14 protein-coding genes and 1 pseudogene are annotated in these 15,691 nt (G+C 39.2%); 11 read left to right on the top strand and 4 right to left on the bottom strand.

What is annotated here, in order from left to right; translation table 11 throughout:
* Window positions 1-7: 7 nt before the first annotated feature.
* From NSQ41_RS19005 to NSQ41_RS18965, 9 genes and pseudogenes are all read left to right on the top strand, one after another.
* The gene (locus NSQ41_RS19005) at window positions 8-1,027 is read left to right on the top strand and encodes an alpha-ketoacid dehydrogenase subunit beta (RefSeq protein ID WP_063389107.1); all 1,020 of its coding nucleotides are present in this window, start codon (window positions 8-10) and stop codon (window positions 1,025-1,027) included.
* Window positions 1,028-1,056: 29 nt separating this feature from the next.
* Window positions 1,057-2,424 carry a 2-oxo acid dehydrogenase subunit E2 gene (locus NSQ41_RS19000; RefSeq protein ID WP_339210676.1) on the top strand — a complete coding sequence of 456 codons (1,368 nt, stop codon included), beginning with the start codon at window positions 1,057-1,059 and terminating at the stop codon, window positions 2,422-2,424.
* Window positions 2,425-2,807: 383 nt separating this feature from the next.
* The gene (locus NSQ41_RS18995) at window positions 2,808-3,389 is read left to right on the top strand and encodes a class D sortase (RefSeq protein ID WP_339198083.1); all 582 of its coding nucleotides are present in this window, start codon (window positions 2,808-2,810) and stop codon (window positions 3,387-3,389) included.
* Between the two features lie 686 nt (window positions 3,390-4,075).
* A pseudogene (locus NSQ41_RS18990) lies at window positions 4,076-4,555 on the top strand (sugar phosphate isomerase/epimerase); the annotation flags it as partial.
* Window positions 4,556-5,051: 496 nt separating this feature from the next.
* Complete coding sequence (locus tag NSQ41_RS18985; protein ID WP_063389097.1) at window positions 5,052-6,260, top strand: ABC transporter substrate-binding protein; 1,209 nt, start codon at window positions 5,052-5,054, stop codon at window positions 6,258-6,260.
* Window positions 6,261-6,281: 21 nt separating this feature from the next.
* Window positions 6,282-7,154: a branched-chain amino acid ABC transporter permease gene (locus NSQ41_RS18980; RefSeq protein WP_063389096.1), complete on the top strand. Its 873-nt coding sequence runs from the start codon at window positions 6,282-6,284 to the stop codon at window positions 7,152-7,154.
* Complete coding sequence (locus NSQ41_RS18975; protein WP_327856166.1) at window positions 7,151-8,149, top strand: branched-chain amino acid ABC transporter permease; 999 nt, start codon at window positions 7,151-7,153, stop codon at window positions 8,147-8,149. Before NSQ41_RS18980 ends, NSQ41_RS18975 begins: the two co-directional genes overlap by 4 nt.
* A 10-nt stretch (window positions 8,150-8,159) precedes the next feature.
* Window positions 8,160-8,933, top strand: coding sequence for an ABC transporter ATP-binding protein (locus tag NSQ41_RS18970; protein WP_117016884.1), 774 nt, complete (start codon window positions 8,160-8,162; stop codon window positions 8,931-8,933).
* Entirely contained in the window at window positions 8,926-9,618 is a 693-nt protein-coding gene (locus tag NSQ41_RS18965; protein ID WP_066251407.1) for an ABC transporter ATP-binding protein, read from the top strand. Before NSQ41_RS18970 ends, NSQ41_RS18965 begins: the two co-directional genes overlap by 8 nt.
* 599 nt (window positions 9,619-10,217) lie before the next feature.
* Here the strand turns inward: NSQ41_RS18965 and NSQ41_RS18960 are convergent.
* Both NSQ41_RS18960 and NSQ41_RS18955 read right to left on the bottom strand, forming a co-directional pair.
* Entirely contained in the window at window positions 10,218-11,330 is a 1,113-nt protein-coding gene (locus tag NSQ41_RS18960) for a cobalamin-independent methionine synthase II family protein (protein WP_339210674.1), read from the bottom strand.
* A gap of 188 nt (window positions 11,331-11,518) precedes the next feature.
* Window positions 11,519-12,046 carry a YceI family protein gene (locus NSQ41_RS18955; protein WP_066251402.1) on the bottom strand — a complete coding sequence of 176 codons (528 nt, stop codon included), beginning with the start codon at window positions 12,044-12,046 and terminating at the stop codon, window positions 11,519-11,521.
* Between the two features lie 543 nt (window positions 12,047-12,589).
* Between NSQ41_RS18955 and NSQ41_RS18950 the strand changes: the two genes are divergently transcribed.
* Window positions 12,590-13,039: an alpha/beta hydrolase gene (locus NSQ41_RS18950; protein ID WP_117016880.1), complete on the top strand. Its 450-nt coding sequence runs from the start codon at window positions 12,590-12,592 to the stop codon at window positions 13,037-13,039.
* Window positions 13,040-13,241: 202 nt separating this feature from the next.
* Window positions 13,242-13,394, top strand: a complete 153-nt coding sequence (locus NSQ41_RS18945; protein WP_339210672.1) for a hypothetical protein — start codon at window positions 13,242-13,244, stop codon at window positions 13,392-13,394.
* 101 nt (window positions 13,395-13,495) lie between these two features.
* On the opposite strand, the gene NSQ41_RS18940 is transcribed toward NSQ41_RS18945, so the two are convergent.
* Entirely contained in the window at window positions 13,496-14,146 is a 651-nt protein-coding gene (locus NSQ41_RS18940) for an HAD family hydrolase (protein WP_339195854.1), read from the bottom strand.
* A 601-nt stretch (window positions 14,147-14,747) separates the two neighbouring features.
* Complete coding sequence (locus NSQ41_RS18935) at window positions 14,748-15,533, bottom strand: HAD family hydrolase (protein ID WP_094244755.1); 786 nt, start codon at window positions 15,531-15,533, stop codon at window positions 14,748-14,750.
* Window positions 15,534-15,691 lie beyond the last annotated feature (158 nt).

Genomic DNA, 15,691 nt, shown 5'->3' with positions numbered 1-15,691 from the left:
ATAAGCTGTGCAAGGAACAAAAACGCGCTTATTAACGGGAAATAAAGCCATGGCGGAAGCGATTAAATTGGAGATGGAGCGGGATCCAAACGTGTTTGTTATGGGGGAGGATGTCGGGGTTTACGGGGGAATCTTCGGATCGACAGAAGGATTATTTCAACAATTTGGATCAGATCGAGTGATTGATACCCCGATATCTGAAACTGCATTTATTGGAGCGGCCGTTGGCGCAGCAGCCGAAGGAATGCGGCCGATCGTTGAATTGATGTTTGTCGATTTCTTTGGCGTTTGCATGGATCAAATTTATAACCATATGGCAAAAATCCCTTATATGTCGGGCGGTCGAGTGAAGCTGCCGATCGTGCTGATGACCGCTGTTGGCGGAGGGTACAGTGATGCTGCTCAGCACTCTCAAACTTTGTATGCAACGTTTGCGCATTTGCCGGGAATGAAAGTGGTGGCTCCATCCACTCCATATGATTTAAAAGGGATGATGATTTCAGCCATTCGGGATGATAATCCAGTAGTCTTTATGTTCCATAAAACATTGCAAGGCTTAGGATGGATGGATCAATTAGACGCATCAGTCGGTCATGTTCCGGAAGAAGCCTACACGGTGCCGTTAGGAAAAGCAAACGTTGTTAGGGAAGGGAAGGATATAACAATTGTAGGGATTCAAATGACGACTCATCATGCGCTTGAGGCTGCCAAAAAGCTGGAGCAAGAAGGAATTGAAGCAGAAGTCATCGATTTGCGTTCACTTGTCCCGTTAGATCGTGAAACAATCCTGAAATCCATTAAAAAGACTCATCGATTACTTGTAGTAGATGAAGATTATTTATCATACGGCATGACGGCGGAGATTGCTGCCATAGCTGCAGAGGAAGGCTTGTATGACTTAGAAGCTCCGGTCAAACGATTGGCTGTACCAGATGTGCCGATTCCTTTCAGCCGCCCGCTTGAACAGTTTGTTTTACCGAATGCAGAAAAAATTTATCAAGAAGCTATAAAACTCGTTAATGAATAAATCTACCATTTCTTTCACAGGAGGCCAACATGATTATTGAAATTAAATTGCCGCAATTGTCGGAAGAATATAATGAGAGCTTAATTGCATTTTGGCATGTGTCTGAAGGGGATGAGGTGGAGCAAAATGACATACTTGTTGAAGTTCAAACGGAAAAGGCGGTATCGGAGCTGCATGCACCTGCAAGCGGAATCGTGAAGGAAATCCGTAAAAAAAGAGGAGATACAGCATCTGTCGGCGAAGTGCTTGCAACAATTGAAACAGCTGAACGCGACGGGCAGCCAGACATAAAACAAGAAGAAACGAATGAAAGATCGGAAGAACAAATAGCAACGGAGCAAAAGGTCGAGAAAAGGGCGACGCCGCGAGTGAAGAAATTAGCGAAAGAACTAGGGGTGGATTGGCGGCTTGTGGAGCCGACTGGTTTAAACGGGAAAGTAACGGAAGAAGATATTCGCAACGAGTACAAGAAGCGGGAAAAAGAGAAGCAAACAAATTCTTCATTCATAGTGGCCGCTCCATCCGTGCGCAAATTTGCAAGAGAACATCAAGTGAATCTTGAAGAGGTAATTCCATCGGGTCCAAACGGCAAAATATTAAAAGAAGATATTGAGGCCGTGATCAATAGGCGCAAAAATCAGCAGCCTGAGATGGAAAGTCAGCAAAAAAATCAGAAGGAAGAAACAAAGACCAATTCGGTACAAGATGAATATATTCCGCTTTCAAACATTCGCAAATTCATTGCACGTTCAATGGTTCATTCGAAAAAGACGATTCCGCATGTAACACATTTTGATGAAGCGAATGTTACTAAGCTTGTTCAGCATCGACAAAGCATAAAATCGTTTGCGGAAGAGGAAGCAATCAAACTCACCTATTTAGCTTATGTTGTGAAAGCGTTGACGATCGTTTTGAAAAAGTATCCACAATTAAACGCTTCCTTTCATGAAGAACGTGAAGAAATCATTTTGAAGAAACAATACCATATCGGTTTTGCTGCTGATACAGACCGCGGTCTTGTCGTGCCGGTCATACGGCATGCAGACCAAAAAACATTATTTCAAATTGCTAAAGAAATTCACGAGCTTACCCTAAAGGCAAGAGATGGTTCCATTCAAGCGGATGAAATGACAGGCTCTACATGTACGATATCGAATATCGGATCAGCTGGCGGCGCATGGTTTACACCGATTGTCAACCATCCGCAATCGTGTATTCTTGGCATCGGCCGAATCGAGAAAAAAACTGTTGTGGTCGATGATTCGATTGAAATTGCATCCATGATGGCGTTATCGCTCAGTTATGATCACCGGATTATGGACGGAGTGTTGGCACAAAAAGCATTGAACGAGCTAAAAAAATATTTGAACGAGCCAAATTTCATTTTTGTCAATTAATGTGGGTTTGAAGAAATATAGACAATATTGGGGCTGTTCAGACAGTCAAATCTCCATTGAAAACAAAAAACATCAAATATCAACGTTTTTAAAGGGGCACGTCTATAAGCCGAAAAAGTCTTATAGACAAGCCCCTTTGTCCTTCACAACAATTTTAAATTCTGCCCTTGAGACGTTCTTACTTTTTTACTTATTTCAGATCAATTGAAAACAGACCGACGCCTAGCATTTTTATGGGCTGCTTTAACAGGTTTCCCTAAGAACAGTAGCTGGGGTCCGATTATTTTATTTTTTGGTTTTCTCCGCAAAATGAAGCGGATGTCTTCTCGACTTTTTATGGTAAAATAATTAACAACAGTCTCAATTAAAGGAAGAGGATGCATGTGAAAAAATGGCTGCCCATTTTGTTTATTGGCTGTGGTTTGTTTTGTGTCGCATATGGCGGATGGAAGTTATGGTCAATGCACAGCGCACAAAATGAGGCGTTGAAGGAAGCCCATCAGCTTGTTGGTGCAGAAGGTCTAAAGAAAAAGGAGAGAAGCGAAGTTGTACCAAGCGACTTTCAACCGAAAATGGACGAGGTGATTGGCATTTTGCACATCCCGAAACTTAAAGCACAATTGCCGATCGTTGAGGGGACGGATGCAGACGAATTGGAGAAAGGCGTCGGTCATTACAGAGGAACTGCTTTTTCTGGGCAAAACGACCAAATCGTTTTATCAGGACACCGGGATACAGTTTTTCGCAATGTTGGCGATTTAAAAATTGGAGATGAACTCATTGTTGAAATGGAGTATGGTCGTTTCACATATTTGATTCAAGAAACAGAGATTGTTGATGCCGATGACCGAACAGTGATCCGATCTACTGCTCCAAACGAAGTTTTAACGTTAACAACATGCTATCCGTTCGGTTATATTGGAAATGCGCCACAGCGATATATTATTTATGCGGTACCGGCATAATTCAGTGGAAAAACGAGCCCTTGCTTAAAGCATCAAGGGTTCTTTTTTTTTAATAAAGTCATTCAGCCGTCTATCCGTAACTGTTCATTTAGCATTTGAATGAAGTTAAATGAGCGGTAATTGAATGATAAATTTGGGGCTTTAATCGCAGATTAAGGCGATGTCGATTTCAAATTATTTTATAGTAAGATCCAATAGGCATTCATAAATAAAAAATTCTAATTTTTGATCGGAGAGTTGTTCGAGTTTTGTTTTTCAATATTTCATTACTGTACACGTGCATGTATGCTGGATGTCTCTTGCAATTGGCAGTATATTTTACACTTTACATCTGCATTTTGCTGAAAAAAAGACTGCTAAACTGTCTGGATGAATAATATTGGATTACCTGTTATGACCAGAAACCCGGTTTTTTTCTATTGGCACCCAATGGTTCAGTTATTGCTGTGATTGGATATTTGCCATCGGATACAATGTGTTGCGTAGTTTGAAGAATTGACTTTGTCAATCATTTAAAATGCCGCCTCGGAATATATAACAATTTGTTTTTTATTCTAAAAACCTTTTTTCCCTTTTAACGCTAATAAAGTTTTACAAACAATTAATTTTTAAAAAAGTAGAAAAAGTATTGCTTTATAATCATCTAGTTGTCGGCGGGGGAGCTGTACGTTCAAACGGGATTTTATAAAATTGCTTTTGAAATGCACCCAGGTTTTATTGTTTACAATCCTGAAACTTTATTAAAGTTAAGAGAAAATGTAGGGCCAAGTATTGGAGCGAATTTTGATCCAAGCCATCTCATTTGGCAAGGCATTGATCCTGTTGAAGCAATAAAAAAATTAGGACGTGAAAATGCCATATTTCATGTACACGCTAAAGATACTTATTTGGATCAAGCAAATATACAAGTGAATGGCGTTTTAGATACAAAGCATTACAGTAAAATTTTGGACCGATCATGGACATTTCGGTCGGTTGGCTATGGCCAAGGTGAAAAAGTGTGGAAGGATATTGTAAGTGCCTTGCGTGCTGCCGGATATGATTATGTTCTTTCAATTGAACATGAGGATATGCTGGCATCCATTGATGAAGGATTAGGAAAGGCAGTAAGCTTATTAAAGCAAATTCTTTTTAAAGAAGAAGTTGCTGAAATGTGGTGGGCATAACAGTCACATTGTAAAGGCAATCCCTAGGGAATTTTGAGAGTCCCTAGGTTTTTTTATTTGGGTTACGATGGGCATCACTTTTAATGCTTATTTTTTTGCGGAAAGTCCTCTGCAAATAAAAGCTTAGGATAATCATCTGTCTTTCTTAAACAATTACGAATAAAATTTATTCATTAAGCCATTTGTTTGTATGACGAGTGTAAAAAAAATAAATAATAAAATTTTCGTTATTAAAGAAAAAATGAAGATTGAATGATGAGAAAAACAAGAATTTCCAGCGTTTTCTGCGACGATCATAGATTTCATTAACTATATGTTTTTTTGACGAAATGAATAAAAAATATTGAAATTTTAAAAATTCAGATATATTATAATATTTGAAATATTAGTTCCGGAGGAAAAGGGAGGAGAAAAGATACCCAGGAAAATGAAAGCGTTTTAAAAACGGGAGGCGAATTTTGAAAGCGTTTTACTTGACAAGTACGGGGGGATTTTGATGAAAAAGAAGTTATTTTTGATTATGCTAGTTGTTTTCTTAGCCGTTTTATCGGCTTGTGGCAACAGCGCGATTCAGTCAACATCGAAAAAAGAAGAAGGCGGGAGCAAAAGCGGAGGAACAATAAAAATTGGTGTGCTGCTTCCAGATTCGGGGGTTTATGCTTCACTTGGAAAGCATTTGCACAAAGGTATGGAGCTGTATTTTGACAGCATTGATTGGAAAATTGGATCCAAAAAAATCGAAATTATTAAAGAAGACAGTGAAGCTGATCCGCAAGTAGCATTAAGGAAAGCGAGAAAATTGATTGATCAAGATAAAGTGGACATTTTAACAGGAACGGTAAGCACGGCGGTAGCCTATGCCATTCGCGATGAAGTGGATAAGAAAAAAATTCCGTTCCTTGTTTCGCATGCGGGAGGAAATGATTTAACGAGAAGCAAACGAAGTGACTATATTTGGCGTTCTTCTTTTTCCTCGTGGCAGATTGGCAATTCATTAGGAGAATGGGCGTTTCATAACGTAGGAAAGACAATGTACATTGCAGCAGCAGATTATGCGTTTGGACGGGAAGTATCTGAAGCGTTTAAAGAAGCTTATACTGCCGCAGGAGGAAAAATTGTCGGTGAAGTTTACCCGCCTCTCGGAAACAATGATTATTCCTCTTATTTGACCACGATTAAAAATGCAAAGGCTGAAGCAGTATATGCATTTTTCGCAGGAAGTGATGCGGTGAGATTTGTTCAGCAATACGATCAATTCGGGTTAAAAGAAGATAAGAAATTAATTGGTTCCGGCTGGCTTGTTTCAGAGGACGTGCGGAAATCACAAGGAAACGCAGGAGTTGGAACAATTTCCTCTATTTTCTGGGATTATAGTATAAAAACAGAAGAAAATAGACAGTTTAAAGAGGCTTTTGAAAAGAAATATAATGAACGCCCGACCATTGAAGCATTGGAAGGCTATGATGCTGCCAAAATTATTGCAGAAGCGCTGACAACGCTTGACGGCGACGCCTCAGATCCAGATAAAGTGGTAGAAGCGATTTCTAATGTTGAATTCATAAGCCCGAGAGGCCCGATTAAGTTTGACAAGGAGACCCACCACGTTATTCAAAACATGTATATCATTGAAACCAAGCTTGTGAATGGACAGACGGAAAACGAAGTGATCGAAATTATTGAAGAGGTGAGAGATCCAGGAAAATAGATAAAAAAAGAGGTGATAATCATGGATATTATCGGGGCGCAGCTAGTAAACAGCATTTCATACGGGCTTTTGCTCTTCGTCATTACATGCGGATTGTCGCTCGTCTTTGGCATTTTAGGAGTATTGAACTTGGCGCATGGATCGTTGTATATGATAGGAGCTTATGTCTCATATTCGATTACCGTCCATTCTGGACAAAATTTTTGGCTTGCCTTAATCATTGCACCTTTAGCAGTAGCTGTTTGCTCTCTCATTATTGAAATGATCTTATTGCGGCCAACTTATCAGCTAGGGCACCTGTCACAAGTATTGTTAACATTTGGGCTTGCGTATGTCATTCATGATATGACAGCGGCGATATGGGGATCGGATGTTTTATCGATCCCTTTGCCTCAAAGTTTATCAGGTACGGTAACCTTATTTAATCAAGCCTTTCCTGTCTATCGTTTAGCTGTAATTGCAATAGGTTTAATTTTAGCGGGGCTGTTGTGGTTCATTCAAGAAAAAACGCGCTGGGGGGCGATCATTCGCGCTGGACTGAGCGATAAAGAGATGATATGTGCTTTAGGTGTAAATATTCAACTAGTTTTTACCGTCGTGTTTTTCATAGGGGGATATTTAGCAGGTTTTGGCGGAGTCATTGCTGCGCCGATCCTCGGGCTTTATCCAAGCATGGAATTCCAAACGCTTATTTTGGCATTAGTTGTTCTCGTTATAGGGGGTTTAGGGTCGATCGCTGGAACGTTTGTGGCCAGCTTAACGATTGGGATTGTTGAGACTTTTTGCCGATTTTTAGTTCCTGAGTTAAGCTTGTTCGTTGTTTTCGGATTAATGGCGGTCGTCTTAATCGTCAAACCGAACGGATTGCTCGGAAGGCAGGTGGTTAAGCATTGAACAAAAAAGGTTTCGTTCTTATTGCCGCAGTTATGTTGCTCATCTTTTCCCCCTTTATCTTTTCTTTGTTTTATTTAAATTTGGTAACTGAAATTTTAATTTTAGCTATTTTCGCTCTTAGTTTAAATATTTTGGTCGGATATACCGGGCTGGTTTCGCTTGGCCACGCGGCGTTTTTTGGAGTCGGGGCTTATATGTCCGCCATTCTTGCAAGGGAGATATCTCCAAACTTTTTCCTTACTCTTTTCGCCTCGCTTGCGGCTGCAATCATTGCATCCGCCATCATCGGAATTTTTTGCGTAAAGGTGAGCGGCTTTTATTTTCTTATGTTAACATTGGCTTTTTCGCAAATGATTTATTCATTTGTCCACCAGTCAACGACTATCACGGGCGGTTCAAACGGATTATCAGGCATTCCAAGCCCTTTAATTGGATCACTTGATTTTTCAAACCCGGTTTACTTTTATTATTTGATATTGCTTTTGTTTATATTGATCTACGGCGGTTTAAGCCTCATCGTACACTCTCCTTTTGGGCAAGTATTAATAGGGATTCGCGAAAACGAAACAAGATTGAAATCGATGGGCTATCATACAACACTATATAAGCTTGCCGCATTTGTTTTAGCCGGCGGGCTCGGCGGAGTAGCAGGATCGTTATATACAAGCTTTAACAGCTTCATTTCGCCTAGCGATGTATATTGGACGATGTCTGGCTCTGTTTTAATTATGGTTCTTATCGGCGGTTCCGGAACAATGATCGGGCCCGTTTTGGGAGCAGCATTTATCGTCATTTTAGAAACGATTGTCAGCTCTTATACGACCATGTGGATGATGATTATCGGGATTATCTTTATCTTGTTTGTCGTATTTTTCCCAAAAGGAATTGTCGGGCTTGGAAAATTGCTCTTTCAGTCATTTTCAAAATCCAACAAGCTGTCAGCTATTTCCGGAAAAAAATCCAATGCGTTGTATAACAATGATGTGAAGAATTGAGGGATGGGGCATGGAGAATCCTGTAATCTTGAAGATTGATCGCGTCGGCATGCATTTTGGCGGTCTTGAAATTCTTAAGGATGTTTCATTGGAAGTGAAAAAAGGTGAGCGGATAGGCATTATCGGTCCGAATGGAGCCGGGAAAACGACCTTTTTCAACATTTTAACCGGCGACCTGAAGCCGAGCAGCGGGTCCATTTATTATAAAGGAGAAAATATAACGAATGTTGCCAACTTTAAACGGACAAACGCCGGAATCGTTCGCACCTTTCAACGAAACAATTTGTTGAACGAACTGACGGTGCTTGACAATTTATTATTAGTTTTACAGCGGAAACATCATTTGCAAAACGTGTGGTTTAAAAAGAGAAACGAAAAAAAATACCCGAAGCTTTTCGAGGAAGCAAACCAATTGATCAAAACTTGGGGATTGGAAAAGCGCGCAAATGAAATAGTGAAAAAGCTGTCATACGGCGAACAGCGGCAAATCGAAATTTTGCTTGGCATTGCGATCAATCCGCAAGTTTTATTATTAGATGAGCCGACTGCCGGCATGTCGCAGGCGGAAACGGATTATATTGTCGATTTGCTGCACAATTTGCCGAAGGACTTGACCGTTTTAATTATTGAGCATGATTTGGAGGTCGTATTTGGACTGGCGGATAGAATGGTCGTTTTATATGACGGAGGAATTCTCATTGACGGCGATCCAAATGAAGTGAGAAACGACAGGAGGGTGAACGAAATATATATTGGAAAGGAGGAAGCGGCAGCACATGCTTAAAGTTTCAGATTTAAATACATTTTACGGCGACAGCCACGTCCTCCATAATGTTTCGTTAACGGTTGAACAAGGCAAGGTAACCGTCCTGCTGGGAAGAAACGGAATGGGGAAAACAACAACGATTCATTCTATCATGGGAATCATTCAATCAAAAAAAGGAAAAATTGTGTTTGAAGAACAGGAAATTCAATCAAAGACGAGCTTCCAGGTTTCGAAATTAGGCGTTGCTCTTGTTCCGCAAGGGAGAAGAATATTTCCGAATTTGACTGTAAAGGAGAATTTAATGACCACTTATAGGCCTGCCGAAAATGGCTGGACATTAGAACAAATTTATGACACGTTTCCAAGGCTGAAAGAAAGAGAAGCATCGATGGGAGGGGCTTTGAGCGGAGGAGAGCAGCAAATGCTCTCAATTGGACGCGCTTTGCTAACGAATCCTAAATTACTGCTGCTTGACGAGCCGTCAGAAGGATTGTCCCCATTGATGGTTCAGGAAGTGAAACGGATTATTCGTGAATTAAAGAAGCAAGGTCTTACAATGCTTTTAGTTGAACAAAATTTATCGATGGCGCTTGAGCTTGCAGACCGCATATATATTTTAAACAAAGGCTCGATCGTGTTTGAAGGCTCTCCCGACGAATTAAGCTCTGCTGTAAAGCATAAATATTTGCTGTTAAGTTCGTAAATTGTTCAGAAACATCTGATGATGATGCTGTCAAAAAGAAAAAGGGGCTCTTAGAAAGTCAAATCGCCATTGAAAACAAAAAATCATAAACACCGATATAACAACGTTTCTAAAACATTAATGGGGGCTAATAAGCCGTAAAATCGACTTATTAGCCCCCCTTTTTTACATATTTTCCAGAATAATAGAACGGAAGAAACAGGTCATTACGGTGATTTTCCTAAATAAACTGATGAGCGGGCAGCACCTTATTTTGCAAAAATAAATTGTCGGCGATTTGCAATCAAATTTTCCAAAAGAAAAACAGAGCTGCTGCAATTTACGGGTATCATTTCTAGAAATATTGATTCTTGATGCATAACCCGAATAGAGCTTTCGCAAAGCAGAAAAAGGTTCAATTTGGAACTCTTACATGCTGCAATTGCTTCGGAATGAACGATGAAACCAATCAATATAGGTAAAGCAAGCTGCTGCCCTTTATCGAAATTCCGCCACATTCTGTCCGCAAGCCTCGCTTAATCGATAGTTCATTGCACGAAATTCACGTTCGACAGGCTCTTAACATTACACATTTATGTAAGTATTTCTTTAGTAAACGATTATTTCCAAACCTCTTCGGCAATTTCTACGACATGGCGAAGTTTTGCCCATTGCTCGTCCTCTGTGAGCAGGTTTCCTTCCTCAGTTGATGCAAAACCGCACTGAGGGCTTAAGCAAAGCTGATTGAGATCAACAAATCGGGATGCTTCATCAATGCGCCGTTTAATTTCATCCTTATTTTCTAATTCTCCAAATTTTGACGTGATCAAGCCGAGAACGATGGATAAATTTGACCGGTTTACGAAGCGAAGGGGTTCAAAGCCGCCGGCTCTTTCGCTGTCGTATTCCAAAAAGAAGCCGTCCACATTTACGCCTTCAAACAATATTTCCGCCACTGGCTCATAGCCGCCGGATGAAATCCAAGTGGAACGAAAATTGCCTCGGCATATGTGCATCGTAATTCTCATATCATCAGAACGATTGGCAACAGCTTCATTAATTGTTTTCGCATACAATTGTCCTAACGTATCCGGATTTAAGCCGCGGGCCCGCATTTGCTCCTTTTGCTCTTCTGAACAAAGATATGCCCATGATGTATCATCCAGCTGCAAATAACGGCATCCAGCATCGTAAAATGCTTGAATTGCTTTTTTATACGTTTGGGCTAAATCGTGGAAAAACTCGTCTTGATCTGCATAAGCGCTTTTTTCAATTGTCCCTCTGAAATGAAGCATGCTCGGGCTCGGGATAGTCATTTTGGCTGTATGGCCGGAAGCGATGCTGTTTAGAAACTTGAAATCTTCAAGCATCGGATGGCCATTGAAATCTAGTTTGTCAACAACTTTAATAGAATGAGATTTTGTTTGTTTTTTATGGAATTGGATTCCGGTCTCTGTGTCGTATCCTTCAACACCTACTAAATTTTCAAGGAAGTCAAAGTGCCACCAAGCTCTTCGGAATTCGCCGTCTGTCACCGCTTTGAGGCCAATTTCCTTTTGTTTTTCGACGATGCGTGTGATTTCTTCGTTTTCCACCTCTCTTAATTGCTCAGCTGTTATTTCCCCATTTGCTTTTTTCAATCGGGCTTGTTTAATTCGGTCTGTTCTCAACAGACTGCCTACATGATCTGCTCGGTAAGGCGGCAAGTGGCGTTGCAATGATTGATTGGACATATGCTGTTTTCCTCCTTCTCCGGTTGAAATATTATGAATAATAACAAAAAATAAAAGAAAAGTAAACTTTATAAGCAGGGGGATTTTTCATTAGAGAGGTATGAATGACATTTTTTGATAAATTTTCATAAAATAAAAGCCCTCAGCCGCCATGTGCGGCCAAGGGCAAATCACTTGCCTGCGAAAGATTAGCTAATGACAAATTCGAAGCTGCCGAATAATTTTACATCTTTGCCGATGAGGAATCCTCCTGTTTCAAGAGCAGCGTTCCATGTTAAACCATAGTCTTCGCGATTGATTTTTCCTTCTACATCAAATCCTGCGACAATGCTTCCGTCCAACGGGTTTTTCGATTGACCGTTGAATTCTACTTTGAACGTTTCGGTTCTAGTAACATTTCTAATTGTCAATTTTCCTGTTACTTCATAGTCATCGTCGGAAACCTTTTTAATAGATTCACTGACAAACGTGATGACCGGATAGTTTTCGACATCAAAAAAATCCCCGGAACGAAGATGGTTGTCTCTGTCTTCATTTTTTGTGTCAATAGAAGAAGCTTGAATTGTTACTTTTACTTTTGCAGATTCGAGCTGATCGACATCGCCGTCAACTTCTACATCAAATTGTGTGAATTCTCCCTTTGCTTTGGAAACCATTAAGTGTTTTACTTGGAAAGAAATAGAGCTGTGCACCTTATCTAATTGAAAATTTGCCATTTTTTATTTTCCTCCTTTTGTTTTGATATTATCATAACCGAAAAATATCTCGAATTCAAATATTTTTATATAAATATTTTTTGACAAGGTAAAAGAAAAAAGAACCAATTTTGATAAGATATTCTTTAAGAAGACAGTGGACAAGGCCCATATACTTAGAGGGGATTTTTTTGAAACGAAAAGAGCAAATATTTCGTCATTATTAAGAAAAAGGCTCTGCTTCCTTATTGACGAAAAGCACCCTTTAGAAAATTCGCGTTTTTTATTTTTGTTTAACCTCTGCAAGCAATTGGCCTATTGCAAAGGAATCAGGGCGGGAGAGATGGTTCGAATGGCGTTGGCATAGCCGATCAATAGAATGTTTTATAGAGAGAAGTGAAAGAATGAACAGTAAAAAGAAATCTTGATTTTGGATAATTCCAAAAAATATTTTTTTGTTTATGATTACAGCGGCTCTGATTGAGGCGTTTTCCATCACATCATGACAGTGTATAAGCAAAATATCCACCATTAGGACAATTAGTTGAAGTAGATGGAAAGAATATGCACGTTTATACAAAAGGTGATGGAGAAAACACGATTGTGTTATTAAGCGGTTTAGGCACAGCAGCTCCCGTGTTAGATTTCGAACCCTTAGTAAATGAATTGGCAAAGAATCATAAAGTGGTCGTAGTAGAGAGCTTTGGATATGGATGGAGCAACGTAACGAATAAGGAACGAACAGTGGAAAATATAGTGGAGGAAATTAGAACCACTCTAAAAAAATCAAATATAGAAGGTCCATACATATTGATGCCGCACTCTATTTCTGGCATATACAGCATGTATTATGCTAATGCATATCCAGATGAAGTGAAAGCAGTTATAGGGATTGATTTCACCTTGCCGCAGGTTTTAGAGTATTTCGGCGAGTCAGCTCCAACAATGTCCGAATATATGAAGTATGTTTTCACCAACTGGAATTGCACGATTGGCATTATATATCATTCCTGATGATTTCCTTCCTAGTAGCTGAAAAAGGTACTTATTCCGAAGAGAATTTAACAATGACCAAAGCCATTTCTAGGCATATCAGGCGGGAAAGTTAAATTGACTGTTTGCTCAATATATTTTTTATTTCATTTGCTTCTTGTTGTATCCTTTGTCTTGATTTTTACTTCGAAAGAAGATCGAGTGAACGAAGATGGGAAATCCAATGGTAACGTTTTATCAAACGCAATTAAGCCGCAGTTTTTCAAGTAAAATAGTTACTTTAGAAGGAAATCATTATCTTCATTGGACTCGTTATAAAGAAATGAGTGCACACGTAAATGATTTCACGAAAACATTTGCAGGTGGTGTTCATTGAGGAAGCAGCTAGATAAAGGACCTCCTTGGGGGTTCTTTATCTAGCGGGATTATCAAATATTATTTGATAGAGCTTTAGCATTAATACGAGATTTTAATTCTTTATTGTTCAATAAGTTTTATGACATCACTTAAACTTTTTTCTGCCATGGATTGAAGTCGTAAATCATAATTTTCGAAAGGTAAAGACTTCGTTACTGGATTTGGCACAATTACGCATTTCAGTCCAGCAGCTAGAGCTGCTTGGAGCCCATTTAAAGAATCTTCAAATGCTAATGCTTCATTTGAGCTGATATTTAAGGCATCAACTGCTTTTAAATACAAATCAGGTGCCGGTTTTACCTTCTCAACATCATCCTGTGTGATAATAGTATTAAAATAGTTTAACACCCCAAGTTCATCTAAATAATGAGTTACCCACTCCCTTGTGGAGCTTGAAGCAATAGCAATTTTATATCCTAAATCGTTTGCTTCTTGCAAATAATCCTTTACACCTTCACGTGCCTGAGGTGTTTTCATCTTTTCTTTATAAATGCTTTCTGCTTTGGTATCAATTTCCTCAATATTACAGCTTTCTCCCAATTGTTGTTTGAAAAACTCGTAAAGTACTGTATTATCTGACCCAACGCTTTTTACATAATGTTCAAGGGGCAAATCAACATTATAATAACCTAAAGTTTCTTTATAAGCCTCAAACCAGGGAGTCTCTGTGTCTATAATTAAACCGTCGAAATCAAAAATAATTGCTTTTATCAAAGCTTTTTCTCCTTTCCACTCATGAGGATAAAATAAATACACCTTCATAAACTATATGCAATAAAGTTAACTCAGTATGTTCCAGTAATTCTGAACACCAATCGATTGCTCATGATTTCAATAATAGTCTAATAGTTTCTTTTTATGCGGATAAAGGAATATATATTGTATCGGTTCACGCTCATAATTAGGAGCACATTTCCTGACCTTTCAGTTTATTTCGTCAAATAAATTAATTCGGTCCTCTCCCTGCCGCAAAACCTTCATCGCCCGTTTTTTCTTTCCAATGTGAACAAAGATGACTCACTTCGTTTTGAAGATGAAGGAAGACCAGTTTTCTATTTTCTGGTATTCGTCTAAGCAGAATAGAAGGACTCGGTCACATGGCAGCCGTTTTGGCAAAGACAGCTGCCTGGATCACGTTGCATCGAGTTCTTTTTTACCTGAAAATAGAAATGTTGTATTTTTCTTACTGTAAAACAACATCATGAACAATTTTTGCATTGTGCTCCAGCTGAATACCGAAACACAGTTTTGCATAATCTTTTTTTACAACTGTCTATTTGGCAGGGAAAAGACTATTACACAGTCTACTTACTTATTCAACGAGACCAAGCTTTTTCAAACCGTGATAGACACCGGAATTTGTTACGTCTGTTGTTTGGTGCTTCGCATATGGCAAAAGGTTTGGATCTGCGTTCCCCATTGCAAAACCTTCGCCGACTATTGAGAGCATCTCTTTATCATTCATGGCATCGCCAAAGGCAATGGCGCTTTCTTTTGGCACGCCAAGATAATTTAATATTGCTTTGACAGCTTTGCCCTTATTGACCTTTTCCCTAATGACATCGTAGCATTGGGCCAGGCCTTCGATATTCACTTGGGATAAGTATATAAGATCGTCTTTTTCATAAAGAGAAACATCGCGATCAGCTAAATTTAATATCGTCATTCCTAAAACTTGATCGATGATATCATACGAAAACAACTCATTTTTTTGTAAATGAAATTTTTGAATGAAATCTTTTATGGCAGGGGAATCAAACGAGCTAAGGACATTTTTTTCTCTTGTATACATGACGAGCTCATGTCCATGGTGTTTGGCGGTATGCACAAAGTTTTGAACAATATCTGGATTCATCGGCTCTTTTAAAATCTCGCGGCCCCTATAAACCGTAAATGCGCCGTTATAGCCAATAAACGATTGAACGTTCAGCTCTTTGCCGATATGCGAAATTTCATGCAAAGGTCTCCCTGTTGCCAGAAAGACCTCTACACCTTGTTTCTGAACTGCAGCTACAGCTCTTTTCGTAGATTCTTGAATTTGATCATCCGGTGTCAAAATTGTTCCGTCTATGTCCAAAAATAAAAGTTTATATGTCATCTCCATAAACTCCCGTTAAAAATTATTTTGTTGTAAGATTTTATCATAAAATAAAAATTGTGAAAACTCTAACAAGATGAATTGTCTTGCAAAAATAGTTTTTGTGCCGGGCTGAAGAATATTTGAAACATTTCAATTCGCCAATTCGTATATTGAAA

Origin of the sequence: Aeribacillus sp. FSL K6-8210 (genome assembly GCF_037963925.1) — a bacterium.
Lineage (GTDB): Bacteria > Bacillota > Bacilli > Bacillales > Aeribacillaceae > Aeribacillus > Aeribacillus composti.
Note: the sequence above shows the minus strand (reverse complement) of the source record. Positions and strands in the feature narration are given on the sequence as shown.

Excerpts from the sequence above, each read along its gene's own strand:
- NSQ41_RS19000 (WP_339210676.1), top strand. The coding sequence starts at position 1,057 with ATGATTATTGAAATTAAATTGCCGCAATTGTCGGAAGAATATAATGAG.
- NSQ41_RS18985 (WP_063389097.1), top strand. The coding sequence starts at position 5,052 with ATGAAAAAGAAGTTATTTTTGATTATGCTAGTTGTTTTCTTAGCCGTT.
- NSQ41_RS18980 (WP_063389096.1), top strand. The coding sequence starts at position 6,282 with ATGGATATTATCGGGGCGCAGCTAGTAAACAGCATTTCATACGGGCTT.
- NSQ41_RS18970 (WP_117016884.1), top strand. The coding sequence starts at position 8,160 with ATGGAGAATCCTGTAATCTTGAAGATTGATCGCGTCGGCATGCATTTT.
- NSQ41_RS18965 (WP_066251407.1), top strand. The coding sequence starts at position 8,926 with ATGCTTAAAGTTTCAGATTTAAATACATTTTACGGCGACAGCCACGTC.
- NSQ41_RS18960 (WP_339210674.1), bottom strand. The coding sequence starts at position 11,330 with ATGTCCAATCAATCATTGCAACGCCACTTGCCGCCTTACCGAGCAGAT.
- NSQ41_RS18955 (WP_066251402.1), bottom strand. The coding sequence starts at position 12,046 with ATGGCAAATTTTCAATTAGATAAGGTGCACAGCTCTATTTCTTTCCAA.
- NSQ41_RS18950 (WP_117016880.1), top strand. The coding sequence starts at position 12,590 with ATGCACGTTTATACAAAAGGTGATGGAGAAAACACGATTGTGTTATTA.
- NSQ41_RS18945 (WP_339210672.1), top strand. The coding sequence starts at position 13,242 with ATGGTAACGTTTTATCAAACGCAATTAAGCCGCAGTTTTTCAAGTAAA.
- NSQ41_RS18935 (WP_094244755.1), bottom strand. The coding sequence starts at position 15,533 with ATGACATATAAACTTTTATTTTTGGACATAGACGGAACAATTTTGACA.